At 63.3% G+C, this 20046-nt stretch carries 14 protein-coding genes and 1 pseudogene; 8 read left to right on the top strand and 7 right to left on the bottom strand.

Annotation, left to right across the window (positions count from 1 at the left end):
- Positions 1-3: 3 nt before the first annotated feature.
- Entirely contained in the window at positions 4-792 is a 789-nt protein-coding gene (locus ACSQ3I_RS04765) for a DeoR/GlpR family DNA-binding transcription regulator (RefSeq protein WP_435996547.1), read from the bottom strand.
- Between the two features lie 239 nt (positions 793-1031).
- Between ACSQ3I_RS04765 and ACSQ3I_RS04760 the strand changes: the two genes are divergently transcribed.
- The 7 genes and pseudogenes from ACSQ3I_RS04760 (at position 1032) to ACSQ3I_RS04730 (ending at position 11822) form a co-directional block, all read left to right on the top strand.
- Positions 1032-1997: an ABC transporter substrate-binding protein gene (locus ACSQ3I_RS04760; protein WP_435996545.1), complete on the top strand. Its 966-nt coding sequence runs from the start codon at positions 1032-1034 to the stop codon at positions 1995-1997.
- A gap of 99 nt (positions 1998-2096) precedes the next feature.
- Positions 2097-3113 (top strand): quaternary amine ABC transporter ATP-binding protein, encoded by a 1017-nt coding sequence (locus ACSQ3I_RS04755; protein WP_435996543.1) that lies wholly within the window; start codon positions 2097-2099, stop codon positions 3111-3113.
- A 5-nt stretch (positions 3114-3118) separates the two neighbouring features.
- A complete protein-coding gene (locus ACSQ3I_RS04750; protein WP_435996541.1) occupies positions 3119-5140 on the top strand; it encodes an ABC transporter permease in 2022 nt (673 codons plus the stop codon).
- Positions 5137-6045, top strand: a pseudogene (locus ACSQ3I_RS04745) (phosphotransferase). Before ACSQ3I_RS04750 ends, ACSQ3I_RS04745 begins: the two are co-directional and overlap by 4 nt.
- Positions 6042-8483 (top strand): GcvT family protein, encoded by a 2442-nt coding sequence (locus tag ACSQ3I_RS04740; RefSeq protein ID WP_435996539.1) that lies wholly within the window; start codon positions 6042-6044, stop codon positions 8481-8483. Before ACSQ3I_RS04745 ends, ACSQ3I_RS04740 begins: the two are co-directional and overlap by 4 nt.
- Before the next feature lie 10 nt (positions 8484-8493).
- Complete coding sequence (locus ACSQ3I_RS04735) at positions 8494-10911, top strand: GcvT family protein (RefSeq protein WP_435996537.1); 2418 nt, start codon at positions 8494-8496, stop codon at positions 10909-10911.
- Positions 10908-11822: a phosphotransferase gene (locus tag ACSQ3I_RS04730; RefSeq protein WP_435996535.1), complete on the top strand. Its 915-nt coding sequence runs from the start codon at positions 10908-10910 to the stop codon at positions 11820-11822. The genes ACSQ3I_RS04735 and ACSQ3I_RS04730 overlap by 4 nt, the downstream gene beginning before the upstream one ends.
- A gap of 5 nt (positions 11823-11827) precedes the next feature.
- Here ACSQ3I_RS04730 and ACSQ3I_RS04725 read toward each other — a convergent pair whose 3' ends face one another.
- A complete protein-coding gene (locus ACSQ3I_RS04725) occupies positions 11828-12295 on the bottom strand; it encodes an Lrp/AsnC family transcriptional regulator (RefSeq protein WP_435996533.1) in 468 nt (155 codons plus the stop codon).
- Positions 12296-12414: 119 nt separating this feature from the next.
- Here ACSQ3I_RS04725 and ACSQ3I_RS04720 point away from each other — a divergent pair, with 119 nt between their 5' ends.
- Positions 12415-14493 carry an alpha-ketoacid dehydrogenase subunit alpha/beta gene (locus ACSQ3I_RS04720; RefSeq protein WP_435996531.1) on the top strand — a complete coding sequence of 693 codons (2079 nt, stop codon included), beginning with the start codon at positions 12415-12417 and terminating at the stop codon, positions 14491-14493.
- Positions 14494-14572: 79 nt separating this feature from the next.
- Here ACSQ3I_RS04720 and ACSQ3I_RS04715 read toward each other — a convergent pair whose 3' ends face one another.
- From ACSQ3I_RS04715 to ACSQ3I_RS04695, 5 genes are all read right to left on the bottom strand, one after another.
- Positions 14573-15124 carry a cysteine hydrolase family protein gene (locus tag ACSQ3I_RS04715; RefSeq protein WP_435996529.1) on the bottom strand — a complete coding sequence of 184 codons (552 nt, stop codon included), beginning with the start codon at positions 15122-15124 and terminating at the stop codon, positions 14573-14575.
- Between the two features lie 144 nt (positions 15125-15268).
- On the bottom strand, positions 15269-16972 hold the full coding sequence (locus tag ACSQ3I_RS04710; protein WP_435996527.1) for a dihydroxyacetone kinase family protein: 1704 nt from the start codon (positions 16970-16972) through the stop codon (positions 15269-15271).
- Between the two features lie 14 nt (positions 16973-16986).
- Complete coding sequence (locus ACSQ3I_RS04705) at positions 16987-17922, bottom strand: sugar phosphate isomerase/epimerase family protein (RefSeq protein ID WP_435996525.1); 936 nt, start codon at positions 17920-17922, stop codon at positions 16987-16989.
- A gap of 32 nt (positions 17923-17954) precedes the next feature.
- On the bottom strand, positions 17955-19493 hold the full coding sequence (locus tag ACSQ3I_RS04700; RefSeq protein WP_435996523.1) for a tripartite tricarboxylate transporter permease: 1539 nt from the start codon (positions 19491-19493) through the stop codon (positions 17955-17957).
- A gap of 32 nt (positions 19494-19525) precedes the next feature.
- On the bottom strand, positions 19526-20026 hold the full coding sequence (locus ACSQ3I_RS04695) for a tripartite tricarboxylate transporter TctB family protein (protein WP_435996521.1): 501 nt from the start codon (positions 20024-20026) through the stop codon (positions 19526-19528).
- Positions 20027-20046 lie beyond the last annotated feature (20 nt).

The following is a 20046-nucleotide window of genomic DNA, read 5'->3' as shown; positions in this document are numbered from 1 at the left end:
CGCCTAGGAAATCACTGCCGCCGCTCGCGCTCTTAGAGAGGACAACATCAGCTCGACGCCGGCGGCCTCCAGCGCCCTGGCAATATCCTCCGGCGGTGCGAAGTCCGTGGCGAGTTCCGTCACTCTTGAAAAATCGCAAACCTTTACAAGGCCCTGGCGGGCGAACTTGCTGTGGTCCGTGACCACCACGCCGCGCTTTCCCCGGCTGACCACCATGCGGGCGAACTCGGCCTCTTCCAGATCGTAGTCCCAGACGCCGTCCACGGTGACGGCGCCGGTGGAAATCACCGCATGCGTGACACTGAAGCGGCTGACGAATTCGATAGCCGTGGCGCCGAAAGCCGCGCCGTTGTCGCTGCGCAGTTCCCCGCCTGCCATGTAGACCTTGTTGCCGTTCACCGTCGCCAGCGTGCGGGCAATATCGGAGGAGTTGGTCACCACTGTCAGGCGGCGGTGGCCGAGCAATTCCCTGGCCAGAAAGCTGGTGGTGGTGCCCGTATCCATCATGATCGAATCGCCGTCGCGAATGCTGCGCGCCACGGCGGCGGCGATATCCTTCTTCGCCTCGCTGTTTTCGCGCATGCGCTTTTCGAACGGCGCTTCGCCGACGACGGAAGGAAGGCAAACCGCCCCATGAATCTTGATAACACTGCCGTCTCCCACCAACGGCTTGACATCGCGGCGCACGGTTTCGAGCGAAACGTTGAGCTTGCGGGCTAGATCGGCAATCGCCACCGTGCCGTCGCGCTCCAGCAGGCGCAAAATATCCCTGTGTCGTTTCGAAGATGTCATGACTGCTGTTCCACCCGTATATGAGAAAGTCATACCGGAGCACTTCGAAAGCGGCAATCCCATGCCGCACAATCGGTCATAAAATCACATCAAAACCACAAACCGCATTGACAAGTCGCGCCATATGACGTGTCATTGGCGACACGCACCGCTGTCACAAGATACAAAAGTACGGGGAACGACGGTCGGGTGCCTCATCAGAGATAAGGACTTTAACGAGCTCGACTGGGAGACCTCGAATGCTTGATTTTGCCCGCCTGCCGAAAATTGCCGCCGCCGCGATGATGCTGGCCGGCGCTTCCATTGCCGCGCCGACGAATGCACAAGAATCCACAGATCCGATCAAGCTGACGCTGCACGACTGGACCGGCCAGCTCATCACCACCCACATTATGGGCGAGGTGTTGAAGAAGGCCGGTTATTCGATCGAATATGTCCAGGCCGATTATCTCGCCCAGTTTGCCGGGCTGGAGAGCGGCGACCTACATGTGGCGATGGAAATCTGGGAGACAACCGGCCGCGAGGCGATGGATGCGGCAACGGCGACCGGCAAGGTGGAAAATCTCGGCGAAACCGGCATGCAGGCCAAGGAAGAATGGTGGTTTCCTGAGTACATGAAGGAAAAATGCCCCGGCCTTCCGAACTGGGAGGCCCTGAAGAGCGAAGCCTGCGCCGAAGCCTTTTCCATTCCCGAAACCGCGCCGAAAGGCCGGTATCTCGGCGGCCCGGTGACCTGGGGCGGGTTTGACGACGAGCGCGTCGAAGCCCTCGAGCTGCCGTTCGAAGTGATCCATGCCGGCACGGACGCCGCGCTCTTCGCCGAACTGGAAAGCGCTTACCAGCGCAAGGCGCCAATCCTGCTGTGGATCTATGCGCCGCATTGGGCGCCGATCAAATACAAGGGCGAATGGGTGGAGTTCCCGCCCTTCTCGAAGGCCTGCTACGAGGATGCTTCCACCGGTGTGAACCCAGATTCCGCCTATGACTGCGGCAAGCCGTTCGGCCCGATCTGGAAGGTCAGCTGGTCCGGCGTGAAAGACAAGTGGCCGGGCGCTCACAAGGCGATCTCCGCCTTCAAGCTCGACAATGACGAAATGGGCGCGATGATCGCCAAGGTGGATCTCGACGGCAAGAAGGTCGAGGACGTGACGGCGGAATGGATCGCCGCCAATGAAGCCCGCTGGTCCGAATGGATCAAGAAATGACGTGAGGGCAGTGGCGCCTCCTCCAATCCCTGCCCGGAGGGGGCGCCATTCCTTGCCGGCTTTCGACAGGCCGAAGGCCGTTCGCTCAACGGAAATCTCATGACCTCCGAAACCAAACTCGTCTGCCGCAATGTCTGGAAGATATTCGGCGCCGGCGCACGCGATCGGCTGCGCGCCGCAGGCAATACGCCCGATATTGATGCCCTCCTTGCCGCCGGTCTCGTTCCTGCTGTCCGCAACGTCGATCTCGAAGTCCGCACCGGTGAAATTTTCGTTATCATGGGCCTTTCCGGCTCCGGCAAGTCGACGCTGGTGCGCTGCCTGTCGCGACTGGTCGAGCCGACTTCCGGCGAGATTGTTTTCAACGGCGAAAATCTCCTTGATGCCAGCGAAGCGCGGATGATCGAAATCCGCCGCCACCAGATGGGCATGGTCTTCCAGCATTTCGCCTTGCTGCCGCACCTCACCGTGCTTGCCAACGTCGCCTTTCCGCTGGAGGTCCAGGGCGTGGAGCGGAGGCAGCGCGAGGAACGCGCCCGGCGGATGATCGAGCTTGTCGGACTTTCGGGCAAGGAACACGTCTTTCCGCGGCAGCTTTCCGGCGGGCAACAGCAGCGCGTCGGCATCGCCCGGTCGCTCGCAGTCGAGCCTGAATTGTGGTTTCTCGACGAGCCGTTTTCGGCACTCGATCCGCTGATCCGGCGGGAAATGCAGGACGAATTCCTGCGCCTGCAGGCGGCGCTGCAAAAAACCATTGTTTTCATCACCCACGATTTCGACGAAGCGATCCGGCTTGCCGACCGCATCGCCATCATGAAGGATGGCGTCGTGGTGCAGGCCGGCACGCCGGAAGAGCTGGTGCTGAACCCGGCAACGCCCTACGTGGCGGAGTTCACCCGCAACATCGCCCGCGCCAAGGTGATCCGCGCCGGCTCGATCATGCGTGCAATCGACGGCGCCTTTCCGGCAAGGACCGTCCGCGAACGCGCCACCGTCGCCGAAGCCGCGCCGCTGTTTGCCGATGCGGGCGAGACGGTTGGCGTGGTCGATGCCGAAGGCAGGCCGCGCGGCATCCTTGCCCGCACCGATGTCGTCGACCTGATGATACGGGGCTGAGGACGATGACGCACGCCCCCTCCCACCGCCTCGCCATCCACGATACCGCCCCTGCCCGCGCCTCCGGTATGCGCGACATGGTGATGTTCGGCGGTGCTGCAGTCCTGCTGCTGATCGTATGGCAGATCGGCCCGAGCCTGGGGAAATGGGTCTTCGATTATCCAAAAGCATGGCAGATCCCTGCCGCCCGCCATATCGGCCGCTGGACGAAATGGCTGCTGGACGACGCAACCTTCGGTCTTTTCACCTTCACCGACCTGACCCGTTTCATCGCCGCCGTGATCGATATTCCCTACCGGCTGGCGCTCAGCCTGCTTGCGACCGGTTTCCTCTCGGGACAGGGATCGAGCGCCGTGCAGGTGTTTCCGCCGCTCTCCTACATCGCCGTGCTGCTCCTGGTGACGCTGGCCGGCTATTATGCCGGCGGCCGACGCCTCGCCGTTCTGGTCGCCGCCTGCTTCGGGTTCCTGATCGTCTTCGGACAGTGGACCAGCGCCATGGTGACGCTGGCATCGATCCTCGTTGCCGTGCCGATCGGCGTCGTGCTCGGCCTGCTGCTCGGTCTGGCCGCCTATCGCTGGCCGCTGTTCGAAAAGGCGCTGACGCCGCTGCTCGACCTGATGCAGACCATTCCGGTCTTCGCCTATCTTGTACCGATCCTGTTCTTCTTCGGGTTCGGGCCGACGGCGGCGATCGTCGCGACGCTGATCTACGCCCTGCCGCCGATGGCGCGCATCACCGTGCTCGGCCTGCGCTCCGTGCCCTCGGAAATCCGCGATCTCGGCCATATGGTCGGTTGCTCTCGCCGGCAGATGACCTGGAAGATCATGGTGCCCTCCGCCGCCGACGCGCTGATGGTCGGCGTCAACCAGGTGATCATGCTGTCGCTGAACATGGTGATCATCGCCTCGATGATCGGCGCCGGTGGCCTCGGTTTCGATGTGCTCGGCGCGCTCCGCCGTCTCGATATCGGCGCCGGGCTGGAAGCCGGTTTTGCCATCGTCGCGCTCGCCGTCGCCCTCGACCGGCTGAGCCAGGCTCTGGCCCAAAAGACCGGGGCGCCGCTGCCCGCAGAACACCGCACATCGATAATCGCCCGCCATCCTTATCTCGTCGCCAGCCTCGTAATCATCGTCGTGGGTTTCGTGCTCGGGCTTCTTCTCCCGGCGCTGCAAACCTTTCCGGAAAACCTGACACTTTCCACCGGCAGCTTCTGGAACGAGGTGGTGCGCTGGATCAACGTCAATTTCTTCGACACGCTGGAAGCCCTGCGCAACATCGTGCTTCTCAATGTCTTGGTGCCGTTCAAGCGTTTTCTCGGCGAACTGCCCTGGCTCGGCGTCGTGCTGTTGCTGGCGCTTGCCGGCTACCGCCTCGGCGGCTTCCGGCTGGCGCTGACGGCGGGCGGTCTCTCCTTCCTGATTGCCGCGACGGGCCAGTGGGAAAAGGCGATGATCACCGTCTATCTCTGCGGTATCTCGGTCATCGTCGCCAGCCTGATCGGCATTCCGCTCGGCATTCTCGCCTCGGAACGTGATCGTTTGTGGCGCTGGCTGCAGGTGGTCATCGATACGCTGCAGACCCTGCCCTCCTTCGTCTACCTGATGCCGGTCGTCATGCTGTTCCGGGTGGGCGATTTCACCGCGATGATCGCCATCGTCGCCTACGCCGTCGCCCCGGCGATCCGCTACACGGTGCTCGGGTTGCAGCGGGTCGATCCGCAGGTGGTCGAGGCCGGGCGCGCCATGGGCTGCACGCCGCGACAGATCCTGACGAAGATCAAGCTCCGGCTGGCACTGCCGGAAATCCTGCTCGGCCTCAACCAGACGATCATGTTCGCCCTGTCCATGCTGGTGATCACGGCGCTGGTCGGCACCCGCGATCTCGGTCAGGAGGTCTATATCGCGCTCACCAAGGCCGATACCGGTCGCGGCATTGTCGCCGGCCTTGCCGTCGCTTTCATCGCCATCATCGCCGACCGGCTGATTTCGGCGGGTGCCGCCCGCATGAAGGAGAGAATGGCATGAGCGAGACCATCCAGCTGCCCCTCGTGGAAGATCGCATTGCCGCCCTGCCCTGCTGGAACGGCCAGATCGATATCGCCGTACTCAAAGGCGGGTTGAGCAATGAAAGCTTCGTGGTTTCGGATGCCAACGGCCGCCATGTCGTCCGCTTCGGCGTCGATTATCCCTTCCACCACGTGTTCCGCGCCCGCGAGCTGATGACGGCGAAGGCGGCGCATGACGCCGGTTTCGCGCCCCGCGTCGAATATGCCGAACCGGGCATCATGGTCTCGGCCTTCCTCGGCGCCCGCACGTTCGGCGGCGAAGACGTCGCCCGCGAGCGAACAAGAGTAGCCGAACTTCTGTCGCGCTTCCACCGGCAGATGCCGCACCACGTTTCCGGGGCGGGTTTCATGTTTTGGGCCTTCCATGTCATTCGCGACTATGCCCGCACGCTGGAGACCAGCAACAGCCGGATGCGCCCCTATCTCTCCGGTTATCTGCATCTCGCCGAAAGGCTGGAGGCGGCGCAAGCCCCCTTGCCGATCGTCTTCGGCCACAACGACCTGCTGCCGTCGAACATTCTCGATGATGGCGAGCGGCTGTGGCTGATCGATTTCGAATATGCCGGTTTCTCCACCGCCATGTTCGATATCGCCGGCGCCACCTCGAATGCCGGGCTGACAACGGAACAGTCGGACGATTTCCTCACCGCCTATTTCGGCCATGAGCCGACCCCCGAAATCCGCCGCTCGATGGCGGCAATGCAATGCGCCTCGCTGTTGCGCGAGGCGATGTGAAGCATGGTTTCGGAACTCTACCTTTCCGCGCCGGGGGCCGATTACATCGGCTACACCGCCGACAATCTCAGGCGCCTCGAAGAAGCGCTGGACCACTATCAGACAACCTACGGGAAACACGCATCATGACCCTGCCCTCCCACGCCCAGATCGTCGTCATCGGCGGCGGCATCATCGGCTGCTCGACCGCCTATCACCTCGCCCGCGATCACAAGGCCGATGTGGTGCTGCTGGAACAGGGCGCCCTGACCTCGGGTTCGACCTGGCACGCGGCGGGCCTCGTTGGCCAGCTGCGCTCCTCGGCCTCGATCACCCGCGTGCTGAAATATTCCGTCGATCTCTACAAGGGCCTGGAAGCGGAGACCGGTCTTGCGACCGGCTGGAAGATGACCGGCTGCCTGCGGCTTGCCACCAATCAGGACCGCTGGACGGAATTCCGCCGCCTTGCGACGACGGCCCGCAGCTTCGGCATGGACATGCACCTCGTCTCGCCGGACGAGGTGAAGAAGATGTGGCCGCTGATGAATGTCGACGACCTCGTCGGCGCAAGCTGGCTGCCGACGGACGGCCAGGCCAGCCCCTCCGACATCACGCAGTCGCTCGCCAAGGGCGCCCGTATGCATGGGGCGAAGATCGTCGAGAATGTCCGCGTCACCGGCTTCGAGATCAAGGACGGCCGCATCGTCACCGTCAAGACGACGCTCGGCGACATCGCCTGCGAAAAGGTCGTCAACTGCGCCGGCCAGTGGGCGCGGCAGGTGGGCGAGATGGCCGGCATCAACGTGCCGCTGCAGCCCGTCAAGCATCAATACATCATCACCGAAAAGATCGACGGGCTTTCGACCGATGCCCCGACGATCCGCGACCCCGACCGGCGCACCTACTTCAAGGAGGAGGTCGGCGGCCTCGTCATGGGCGGCTACGAGCCCAACCCGCAGCCCTGGACCACCGGCGACGTGCCGGACGAGTGGGCCTTCCGCCTGTTCGACGACGATTTCGACCATTTCGAGCAGCACATGACGCAGGCGATCGAGCGTGTTCCGGCGCTGGAAAAGGTCGGCGTCAAGCAGATGATCAACGGTCCGGAAAGTTTTACGCCGGACGGCAACTTCATTCTCGGCGTCGCGCCGGAATGCAAGAACATGTTCGTCGGCGCCGGCTTCAACGCCTTCGGCATCGCCTCGGGCGGCGGCGCCGGCTGGGTGCTGGCGCAATGGGTGGTGGACGGCGAGGCGCCGCTCGATCTCTGGGTCGTCGATATCCGTCGCTTCGCCGGCATGCATCGCGACCGCCAGTGGGTGCTCGACCGCACGCTGGAGGCCTACGGTAAGCACTACACCATCGGCTTCCCGCACGAAGAATATGAAAGCGGCCGGCCACGGCTGGTTTCGCCGCTCTATGAACGGCTGAAAAAGCATGGCGCCGTCTTCGGTTCCAAGCTCGGTTGGGAGCGCCCAAACTGGTTCGCACCGGCAGGCACGGAGGCGAAAGACGTCTACTCCATGGGCCGGCAGAACTGGTTCGATGCCGTCGGCGACGAGCATCGCCATGTGCGCGAGGCGGTTGGCATCTTCGACCAATCCTCCTTCTCGAAATATGAAATGAGCGGCCCCGACGCGCTCAAGGCGCTCGACTGGATCTGCGCCAACGATGTGTCGAAGCCGGTCGGCCGGCTGACCTATACCCAGCTCCTCAACACCCGCGGTGGCATTGAGGCGGACCTGACGGTGGCACGGCTGGCCGAGGAAAAATTCTACATCGTCACCGGCACCGGTTTCCGCACCCATGATTTCGGTTGGATCGAGGACCATATCCCGGCCGGTCTCGATGCCACCCTCAAGGATGTCACCGAGGATTGGGGCACCCTGTCGCTGATGGGGCCGAAGGCGCGCGACGTGCTCGCCGCCGTCACCGACACGGATGTTTCCAACGCCGCCTTCCCCTTCGGCCACGTCCGCGAACTGGACATCGCCGGGCATATCGTCCGGGCATTGCGCGTCACCTATGTCGGCGAACTGGGCTGGGAGCTGCATGTGCCGATCGCCGCCATCGGCGCCGTCTTCGACCGGTTGATGGAGGCCGGCAAGGACTACGGCATCCGCCCGATCGGCTACCGCGCCCTGGAATCCTTGCGGCTGGAGAAGGGATATCGCGCCTGGGGTTCGGATATCACGCCGAACGACACACCGGTCGAAGCCGGTCTCGGCTGGGCGGTGAAACTGAAGAAGAACACCGATTTCTTCGGCCGCAACGCCCTGCAGCAGATCCAGGGCAAGCCGCTGAAAAAACGCTTCATGGGCTTTACGGTGGACGATCCGGACGTGGTGCTGGTCGGCCGCGAAACCATCCTGCGCGATGGCAAGCCGGTCGGCTACCTTACCAGCGGCGGCTTCGGCTACACCATCGGCAAGAACATCGGTTATGGCTACGTGCGTTTCGAGGACGGCGTCACCGACGATTACCTGAAGGCCGGCTCCTACGAACTTGTCGTGGCCTCCGAAAAGACCCCGGCCAGCCTGCATTTTGGGCCGATGGTCGATCCCGACATGGCGAAGATCAAGGCGTGAGGATAAGAGCATGACATTCCAAGCGGATCGCCACGCCCATATCATCATCATCGGCGGCGGCGCCATCGGAACCTCGGTGGCCTATCACCTCGCCCGCGACGGCGCCAAGGATGTGTTGCTGCTCGAAAAGGCGCAGCTCACCCATGGCTGCACCTGGCATGCCGCCGGCCTCGTCGGACAGCTTCGTGGCAAACGCAACCTGACGCGGCTGATGCAGAATTCCGTCGCCGTCTTCGACCGGCTGGAGGAGGAAACCGGCCAGCACATCGCCTGGAAGAAGGTTGGCTCGCTCCGGCTCGCCGGCAGCGAACCGCGCTGGAGCGAAATCCGCCGCTCGATGACCCAGGCGAAAAGTTTCGGCGTCGAATGCTATTCCCTGTCGCCGGATGAAGCGGCCTCGCGGTTCCCCTACATCGTCAAGGAAGGCATCGAGGGTGCTGCCTTCATCCCCGGCGACGGCTATATCGACCCCTATTCGCTGACCATGGCGTATGCCAAGGGCGCCCGCCAAAATGGTGCACGCATCGAGGAAGGCGTGCAGGTCGAGGAGATTATCGTCAAGAACCGCCGCGCCGTCGGCGTCGTTACCAATGGCGGCACGATTTCTTGCGACATCCTCGTCAACTGCGCCGGCCTCTGGGCCAAGCGCGTCGGTGAGATGGTCAGCGTGCCGCTGGCGGCCGGCGTGGTCGAGCATCAATATTTCCTCACGGAAAAGAAGCTCACCCTGCCGCCGGACCTAACGACGCTGCGCGACCCCGACAACAATTTCTACCTGAAGCCGGACACCGGCAGCTTTGCCATCGGCGGCTGGGAAGACGGCTCCAGGGGCTGCTGGCGCGGCAAGCCGCCCTTCGATTTCGGTCGCGAATTGTTCGAACCGAACATGGAGCGGCTGGAACTCTTCGCCCTGCCCGCCGCCGACCGTTTGCCGGTATTGAACGAAATCGGCATCCAGACGATCATCAACGGCCCGATCCCCGTCTCCTTCGACGGCGAGCCGATCATGGGCCTGGCGCCGGAACTCGATAATTTTTACGTCGCCTGCGGCTTTACCGCCGGCATCGCCGCGTCGGGCGGTGCGGGGCTTGCCCTCTCCAACCTCATCCTGCACGGCGACGCCGGCATGGACCTCTGGCCTTTCGACGTCCGCCGTTTCGGCGCCGTGCACGCGCAGGGCCGCTATCTGGAAGAACGCGCCATCGAAGCCTACGGCGCCTATTACAAGATCCACTGGCCGGGCGAGGAACCGGCGGCGATGCGCGGCCTGCGCCGCTCGCCGCTGCACGACACGCTGGCGAAAAACGGCGCCGTCTTCGGCTCGAAATTCGGCTGGGAGCGGCCGAACTGGTTTGCGCCATCCGGCGCGGAAGCCAAGGATGTGCCCTCCTTCGAAGGCAAGCCGAACTGGTTCGATGCCGTCGGCGAGGAGGTCCGCGCGATCCGCGAGCGGGCCGCCCTGATCGACCAGTCCTCCTTCTCGAAATTCGAGATCCGTGGCGAAGGCGCGCTTGCCGCCCTACAGCGCATCGCCGCCAACGACCTTTCCGGTCCGCCCGGCAAGGCCGTCTACACCCAGCTCTGCAACGAAAAAGGCGGCATCGAGGCCGATGTCACGCTGCTGCATATCCGCGACGACCTGCTCTATCTCGTCACCGGCTCCGGTTTCGGCCTGCGCGATTCCAACTGGGTGGCGCGACACCTGCCTGACGGTATCACGCTGCGTGACGTCACCAACCGGCTGGCGACGCTGAACATCTGCGGTCCCAGCGCCCGCGACATCCTGCAGAGCGTTTCCGATAACGACCTGTCGAATGCCGCCTTCCCCTTCCTGACGGCGCGCGACATCGAGGTCGGCGGTGCCACCGTGCTTGCCGTACGCATCGGTTACGTCGGCGAACTGGGTTACGAACTCTACATCGACCAGGAATATACCGCGCACGTCTACGACACGCTGCGGGCAGCCGGCGAACCGTTCGGCATTGCCGATGCCGGCTATCGCGCCATCGATGCCTGCCGCATGGAGAAAGGCTATCTTTACTGGTCCGGCGACATCACGCCCGACTACAATCCCTACGAAGCCGGTCTCGGCTTCTGCGTCGCTCTCGACAAGGGTGATTTCATCGGCCGGGCGGCACTCGCCGACCTCAAGGCCAAGGGCGTCGGCCGCAAGCTCGTCTCCTACACGGTGGAAGGTTTCGCCCCGTTCCACGGTGGCGAGGCGGTGATGGTCGACGGCAAGGTGGTCGGCTCCACCTCCTCAACCGGCTACGGCTATACCCTCGGCCGCACCATTGCCTTCGGCTACCTGCCGGCCGATATCGCCGGCCGCGAGGATTTCGAGATCGAGGCTTTCGGCAAGGTCTATGCAGCCCGCCGTGGCGCACGGACCCTCTATGACGCGAAGATGGAAAGGCTGAAGGCATGAGCGGCGAAACCGATATCGACCTTGCGACCGCCGCCATCGCCGCCATTCCGCTGCTGGCAAGCTACACTGGCCCGATCGAGCGGCAGGGCGGCATGACCAACCTTGTCTTCCGGGCCGGCGATTATTGCCTGCGCATCCCCGGCAAGGGCACGGAAGAATATATCGACCGCGCCAACGAACTGGTGGCGACCCGCGAGGTCGCCCAAGCTGGTGTCGGGCCAGAGATCCTGCACGCCGATCCCGAAACCGGCATCTTCGTCTCGCGCTTCATCGACGGCGCCGTCACCATGTCGCCGGATCGCTTCCGCAGCATAACCGGCTCACCCGGCCGCGCCGGCGCGGCCTTCCGGCAGCTGCATCAGAGCGGCGCGCAATTTCCCGCCCGCTTCGAGCTGTTTGCGATGATCGACAGCTACCTCGACATCCTGTCGACGAAAGACGTCGATCTTCCAGAAGGTTACCACGACATCCTCAGGGACGCGGAGAGCGTGCGGGCAGCACTTGCCGCCCATCCCCTGCCCTCCGTCGCCTGCCATTGCGATCCGCTGTGCGAAAACTTCCTCGATACCGGCGACCGCATGTGGATCGTCGACTGGGAGTATTCCGGCATGAACGATCCGATGTGGGATCTCGGCGACCTTTCGGTGGAGGCCGGTTTCGATGCGGCGCAGGAAGAAGAGATGATCCGCGCCTACTTCGGCGGCGAGCCGAAACCGGCCGAACGGGGCCGCATCGTCATCTACAAGGCGATGTGCGACCTGCTCTGGACGCTGTGGGGCCTCATCCAGCTTGCCAACGACAACCCGGTGGATGATTTTCGCGCCTATGCCGATGGCCGCTTTGCCCGTTGTCGGACATTGATGCGCACGCCCGGTTTCGCTACGGCAGTCGCCGCCGTCGCCCGCGGTTAAGCCGCTTACAAGGGAAGTTCCGTCGTATATTTCACGCTCTTCAGCGCGAAATGTGATGACGAATTCGCCACCGCCGGGTGCGTCAGGATATCGTGCATGAGCAGCCGCTCGTAATCCTTGACGTCCCGGACCGCGACGCGGATGAGATAATCCCATTCACCGGACATCGAGTAACACTCGATCACCTCTTCATAAGTCTGGATAATATCCTCGAAATCCCGCCGCGCCGCCGGATCGTGCGACTTCATCCGCACCTGGCAAAACACGTTCAGGCCCCGGCCAATCCGGTCCGGGTCGAGAAGCCGCACGGTCGGTCCGAGAACGCCCTGCTCCTCCAGCGCCTTGATCCGCCGCCAGCACGACGCCGTGGAGGCCCCCACTTCCTCGGCCAGCACGGCATGGCTGATGTCGCCCCGGTTCTGCAACACCCTGAGAATCTTCTTGTCGATTTCATCGATATGAACTGTTTTCATCACGAATCCTGAAAACACGAATTGTCTCGATCAAAATCATAGCCATCTTCGCGCGCTTTGAAACGCATTTTCGTGGGAGCCGCCTATAATTTCGCAATCTGAAACTGTGGGAGGAAACCATGGCACAGGCTGCACTCAAACAGGTCATTCGCACCGCTCTGGACGAAGCCGTCGACTGGAAACGCATTTCTTATCTCTTGCACCTGTCGCGTGCCTTGGACGAGTTGGAAGAAACCCGCCTGGTCCCGGAAAAGAAGCTGCACTACCAGTTTTCCGCCCGCGGCCACGACATGGCGCAGATCGTGCTCGGCAGCCTACTGACGGACCGGCATGATGCGGTCTGCGGTTATTATCGCTCCCGTCCTCTCCTCCTGTCTCTCGGCGTCGATCCGGCTGATGCGCTCGGTTCGGCCATGGGCCGCGCCGGCGGTTATTCCGACGGCCGCGATATCGGCGTGACCTTCAATTACCCCAATCCGCAAGGTCCCTCCGCCTTGCCGATGAGCGGTGGCGTCGGCACGCAATACACCCCGGCCGCCGGGTGGGCACAGTCGATCCGGTACTACGGGGAAGTGCTCGGTGAACCCGGTTATGAGCGAAGCATTGCTGTGGCCTGCGGCGGCGATGGCTCCGTTGCCTCGAACGGCTTCTGGTCGGCACTGACCATCGCCACCACCCAGAACCTGCCAATGCTGTTCTACATCGAGGACAATGGTTTCGGCATCTCCGTCCCCTCGAGCATGCAGACGCCGGGCGGCAACATCGCTGCCAATCTTTCGGCCTGGCGCAACCTCCGTATCCTGCAGGGCGATGGCTGCGATCCGGCCGAGACAGCACGGTTGATGCAACAAGCCGTAAACGAGGTACGTTGCGAGCGCAGCCCGGTGCTCCTGCGCCTTAGCGTGCCGCGCCTGCAGGGTCACAGTTTTCAGGATACGCAGGCCTACAAGAGCGAGGATGTCGTTCGCAGCGAATGGGCCCGCGATCCGCTGCCGCGCCTGCGCAACCATATCGTGCCGGCAGTGCTGAGCGAGGAGGAATGGGAGGAAACGAAGCTGCACGCCATGCAGACGGCAGAAGCGGCAAGGATCGAAGCCGAAAGCCGCCCGATCGCCGCCCCCGAAAGCGTGACGCGCCACGTCTATTTCGAAGGTGAAATGCCGGTGGTCGGCGGCTTGCAGGGTCATGGTGCGCTGCTGCCGGCAACGACGGAAACCGCCCAAGGCGAAGGCCAGCGCATCAGCATGGCGGCGGCGATCCGCCGTACGCTGGAGCACGAACTTTCCGTCAACAAACGTGTGGCGCTTTTCGGTGAGGATATCGGCCGCAAGGGTGGTGTCCATGCCGTGACACTCGGCTTGCAGCAGCGGTTCGGCGCCGAACGCGTCTTCGATACGTCTCTCTCCGAAGAAGGCATCGTCGGGCGCGCTGTCGGCATGGCGCTTGCCGGCCTGATGCCGGTGCCGGAAATCCAGTTTCGCAAATATGCCGATCCGGCCACGGAGCAGATCAACGACTGCGGCACCATCCGCTGGCGTACCAACAATCGCTTCGCCGCGCCGATGGTCTTGCGCATGCCCGGCGGCTTTCTGAAGACCGGCGATCCCTGGCACAGCCAGACCAACGAGGTTGCCTTCATCCACCAACCCGGCTGGAAAGTCGCGGTCCCCTCGAACGCGACGGATGCGGTTGGCCTGCTGCGTACCGCTCTGCGCGGAAACGATCCGGTCATTTTCTTCGAACATCGCGCCATGCTCGACCACGTCTGGGCGCGCCGACCCTACGCTGGAGACGATTATGCCTTGCCCTTCGGCCAGGCGAACCTGACCCGCCACGGCGACAAGATCACGCTCGTGACCTGGGGCGCCATGGTGCATCGCTGCGAGGAGGCCGTCGAAGGCATTTCCGCCGATGTCATCGATCTCAGGACCCTGATGCCCTGGGACCGGCAAAGCGTCCTCGCTTCGGTACGGCGCACGCGGCGCTGCCTGATCGTTCACGAGGATCTGGGTACGGCTGGTTTTGGTGCCGAAATTTCCGCCGTGGTCGCGGAAGACGCGTTCATGTATCTCGAAGCGCCGGTCTCGCGCCTGACGATGCCGGACATTCCAAGCCCCCACCAGCGCGCCCTGCTCGATTGGGCTGTGCCTTCCGTTGCCAAGATCCGCGCCAAGGTGGAAACGCTGTTGCAATTCTGAGCGACAGGCGGGCGGAGCCAATCAACGACAACGCCCGGGCAGGACCCGGGCGAGTAAAAAATCGCTCAAGCCTGACAGATCAAGCGTAGCCGAGATAGGCCTCGGTCGAAACGACGGCGGCATAGCCGAAAGCGAGGGCCGACATGAAGGCCGCGTGGACATCGGCGGCAGGCACGGTCTTGCCGCCGAACTCGAGATCACGCGTCGCCACGGCATCATGGACCACGGTCGCACGGTAGCCATGGTCTGCCGCTGCCCGCGTCACGGCGTCGACGCACATGTGGCTCATCGCACCGGCGATGACGACATCCTCGATGTTCTTGCCGTCCAGCAGGGACTTCAGGTCGGTCCCCTGGAAAGCGTTGATGGCGTGTTTGACCACCACGGCTTCGCCGTCATTGGGTGCAACCGCGGGATTGATCTCGGCACCATCAGTTCCCGGCGCGAAGAAACCCGCATCGCTTTCCGTCGACACATGCTTGATATGCACGACGAAATCGCCCTTTTCGCGGAAGGTTTCGAGCAGTTTCGCCGCGTTGGCGGCGGCCACCTGCGTACCGACGAGCGGAAATTTGCCGCCATCGAAATAGTCGTTCTGCAAGTCGACGATAATAAGGGCTGTCTGCGCCATGGTCGTTCCGATTCCACGTTTGCGATTCTGGTACCATCAGCTTTACGCCTTGTCGCAGAGGCTGGCGAGGGTGGAAACGAGGCTATCCACCCTTCGCCGGGAATCAGGTTGCCGCCGGATTATCACCGATGGCAACGGCAGCGATCATCCGAGTTTCCTGGCAACGCAACCGGCGATCATCGCCAGCGATATGGCGCCGGCATCGGGATGGCCGAGGCTCTTTTCCGCCAACGGCCGGGCGCGGCCGAGCTTCGGCGTCAGGCTGGCCGTTGCATCTGCCGCGGTCTTTGCCGCTTCTGCCGCATCGGCCCATGCCGTAGCCATCGGCTTGCCGGCGGCGGTGCTTGCCTCCAGCGTTTCCACGAACGGCACGAGCGCATCCACCAGCGTCTTGTCGCCGGGTTTTGCGCCGCCAAGGCGGGAGACGCTGTCGAGCCCCTGGCGGGCACCCTTCACCACATCGGCGGCCTGAGGCGCAGCGTTGTCGTTGAGGCTGCCGCTCCAGGCGCGCAACAACAGGCCCCAGATCGCTCCCGACGTGCCGCCGGCGCGATCCGCCCAGGCATCGCCAGCAGCAGCAAGAACGCTCGCAGTGCCGGCGCCGGCAGCACTTGCGGCCTTGGCCGCATCGAAAGCCGCGGTTGCACCACGATACATGCCCTGCCCATGATCGCCGTCGCCGGCGCGCGCATCGATACGGCCAAGCTCTTCTTCAGCCTCCCGCAACAGGCCGGCGATTGCGCCAAACAGGTCGGCAATGCAGGCGCCGCCACGTTTGCCTTCTTCCGTTGCCTCGGGATAGCTCGACGGACCATCCTCGTTGACCAGCACGTCGGTGGCCGGCGTGGTGGCGATCGTGGCACCGCGGCGCAGGACCGGACTGTCGCAAGCCGCCGTCCAGTGGGTTTCCAGTTCCTCGTCGAGCCAGATCAGGCTCAGCGAGCATCCCTGCATATCGAGGCTGGTGACAAATTCGCCGGCTTCCGGCGCCACGACCTCCAGGCCCGCATCGGCCAACTGCTTGGCGACAGCGGTCCAGAGCACGAACAACTCTTCGTATTTGGTGGAGCCGAGGCCATTCAGCACCGCACCGACCCTTTTCGTGCCTTCGGGGCGTTCCGAAAGCAGCTTTTCGGTCAGGAGTTTTGCAAGCTCGCTGGAGGAAACGATCGCCTCTTCGCGGATGCCGGGTTCGCCATGAATGCCGAGGCCGAGCGCCATCTGGCCGGCCGGAACTGTGAACAGCGGCTGGCCAGCGCCCGGCAAGGTGCAGCCACCGAAAGCGACGCCGAAGGAGACGGTGCGGGCATTGGCATGCCGGGCGATCCGCTCCACCTCGTCGAGGGAGAGGCCGGCTTCAGCCGCAGCACCCGCCACCTTGAAGACGACGAGATCACCGGCAATGCCGCGGCGTTTTGCCGGTGTCTCCACCGATGCGCTGGCGACGTCGTCCGTCACCGGCACGATACGCACGTCGATGCCCTCGGCACGCAGGCGCTCGGCGGCAACGCCGAAATTCAGGACGTCGCCGGCGTAGTTGCCGAAACCAAGCAAAATGCCGCCGCCGCGATGGGCCTGCCGGCAGACGCGGGCGACCGCGGCTGTCGAGGGTGAAGCAAAGACGTCACCGGCAACGGCGGCATCCGCAAGGCCCGGACCGACATAACCGGCAAAAGCCGGATAATGGCCGGAACCGCCGCCGACAACCACGGCGACCTTGCCCTCGGGCACGGCCGTGGATCGCACCACGCCACCTTTCACCGGACGGATGAAACGGCTGTAGAGCGCGGCGAAACCGGCGAGCGCCGTCGTTGCAAACTCTTCCGGCGCGTCGAAAATCGTGGTCATGGCTGAAGTCCTTGTCAACGCGGCAGGATGCGCCGCAGGTAATCACGGTTGCTGGCGCTGACGGAGAGGCCGTCGCCGCCGTAATGTTCGCAGAGGAAGGGGCTGGAAAAGCCGTGCGCCAGGGCCATGCGGATGGCGGCGCGGTAATTGATGATGCCGGATTCCAGCGGCGCGGGGTGGGTGACGATCACGCCGGATGCCGGATCTTCCGTGCGGGTGTAGTTCTTGACGTGCCAGAATTTCGCATGAGGCGCCACCTTGGCCATCATCTGCTGCCAATGTTCGACCGGACGGTGCAAACGAATGAGATTGCCCAGATCGGCATTGATGCCGACATTGGCAAGCCCGACATCCTCGACGAAACGAACGGAGCTATCCGCCGTGCCGAGATAGGTATCCTCGTACATTTCCAGCGACAGTTCGATGCCCAATTCTTCCGCGTGGCGGCCGAGTTCGCGGATGCGCGTGACGGCTTTCTGCCAGACGGCCGGGTCGTCCGGGTTCCTGGCCCCATCGACGGTCCAGAACCACAAGGCCTTCTTCTGAGCGTCGGTCAGCGGTTCGAACAGGCCGAAGGATACGGCGCCGGCGCCGATGGCGCTTGCCGTGTCGATGACGCGGTGGCCGTAAGCCAGATACTCGTCACCATTGATGGCATCGATGACGCTGCGGCGTGAGGTCGAGATCGCCGGGATGGTGAGACCGAGCGACTGGGTCAGCTTGACGAAATCGTCCAGTCGCGCCGACGTCAGATCGGCAAGGCGCAGCCAGCTGTCGGTCGGATCGAGTTCGGTAAAGCCGGCGTCGACGACATCGGCCAGCGTTTCCGCCCATTGTTCCACCGACTGATCCTGCACGGACGTGCCGTCGGCGAGCATGTTGGGGTATTGGATCATGGCGGCGGCAATCGGCCATGTCTCGTTGTTCCACTTGCGCGGCGTCGCGTTCATCGGAGCTTCCCTTTGAGGTCTTTGTGGACGGGTCAGACGGCCGGCGTGCCGTCATGGCGGACTTCGGCCACTTCCTGCTTGCGGCCACGGACGAGACCGACGACCCAGAAGAACAGTGGCGAAAGCAGGAGCGCGAGGCCGATCAGCATCAGCGTCGTGACGAGACCGTTGGACCAGAAGATCGACAGGCTGCCGTTCGACATCAGCATCGACTGGCGGAAGGCATCCTCCGCCTTGTCGCCCAGCACCATGGCAAGCACCAGCGGCGCCAGCGGATAATCGAGCTTCTTGAAGACGTAACCCAGCACGCCGAAGGCCAGAACCATCCACATGTCGGTGATGGAGTTACCGACTTGATAGGCGCCCGAGAAGATCACGGCGACGATGATCGGGCCGATGATCGAGAACGGGATGCGCAGGATCGAGGCGTAGAGCGGCACGGTGGCGATGACGAGGATGACCGCGACGATATTGCCGAGATACATCGAGGCGATCAGGCCCCAGACGAAATCCGGACGGTCGGTGAACAGCGTCGGGCCGGGCGTGAGACCCCATATCATCAGGCCGCCCATCATCACGGCCGCTGTCGCCGAACCCGGCACGCCGAGCGCCAGCATCGGCAGCAGAGCGGAGGTGCCGGCGGAATGGTCGGCGGTTTCCGGTGCAACGATGCCGCGCGGGTCGCCCTTGCCGAACTGCGACTTGTCGCGAGCCGAGCGGCGGGCAACACCGTAGCTCATGAATGAGGCGGCCGTCGGGCCGGCCGGCGTAATGCCCATCCAGATGCCGATCAGCGTCGAGCGGAGAATGGTGAACCAGTAGCGCGGCATCTCGATCAGTGTACGGCCGATTTCCGACAGTTTGACCCGCGCCTTGACGCCGTCGAAGCGTAGGCCCTCCTCCGTGGTCAGAAGCAATTCGCCGATACCGAACAGGCCCATGACGGCGATCAGGAACGACACGCCCTTGATCAGTTCCGGAATGTCGAAAGTCAGGCGCAGATTGCCGGAGATCGTATCCATGCCGATCGAGGCGAGCGCAAAACCGATCATCATCGACACGAGCGTCTTGAACGGCGACTGCGCGCCCATCGAGATAAAGCTGGAGAAAGCGAGGAAATAGACGGCGAAATATTCCGGAGAGGAGAAGCGCAGCGCGAAGTTGGCGACCCAGCCGGACAGAAGCGTGATCATCACCACACCGGCCAGCGCGCCGAGACCGGCGGAGACGAAGGCGAGCGTCAAGGCGCGGCTTGCCTGGCCTTGCTTGGCCATCGGGTAGCCATCGAACGTCGTTGCGACGGAGGATGGCTCGCCGGGAATGTTGAAGATGATCGATGTGGTGGAACCGCCGAACAACGCGCCCCAATACATGCAGGAGAGCAGGATGATCGCCGAGATCGGATCCATGGAAAAGGTCAGCGGCAGAAGCAGCGACACGCCGTTCGGCGCACCCAGCCCCGGCAGCACGCCGACCAGGATGCCGAGCGTCACGCCCAGCATCATCAGCAGGATGTGGTTCCAGCTCAGGACGTGGCCGAAGCCATCCATCAACAAACCGATATTTTCCATGTCTTTCCTCCGAAGACAGCCGGCAGGCGGGATCAGTAGATCCCGAACCAGGCCTCGACCGGTCCCTTGAGCAGCGGAACCTTGAAACCGATCTCGAAAATGATGAAGAAGATGAGAGAGACCGCGATCCCGGCGGGCAGGCCGATCCACCACTTGTAGCGGCCCTGGAAAATCATGACCCCGGCGATATAAAGCGCCGTGCCGACATAGAGGCCGAGAAAGGTGGACACCGCCGCGAATGCCAAAAGCGGCAGGAAAAAGCTGAGCACGGCCTTGAACCGCGCCGCCTCGACGAAAATCTCGCCGGTGCCGCGATGCTTGATGAACGCATAGGCCAGGTTGACCAGGCTCCCGAGAATGATCAGCAGGCCGATATAGAAGGGAAAATATCCTGCATCCGGCCCCATGTCGGTCCAGCCGGCGCCGGCTTCGATCGAACCGTAGCAAACGGCCGCGCCGAAGGCGCCGGTCAAGAGCGCCGTGCCCGCTTCCATGACGAAACGCGGCAGACCCTTTTCACTCTGTTCTTGCATGGCTTGAGCCTTTCGAATGG

The organism is Rhizobium sp. LjRoot30 (genome assembly GCF_964253915.1).
Lineage (GTDB): Bacteria > Pseudomonadota > Alphaproteobacteria > Rhizobiales > Rhizobiaceae > Metarhizobium.
Note: the sequence above shows the minus strand (reverse complement) of the source record. Positions and strands in the feature narration are given on the sequence as shown.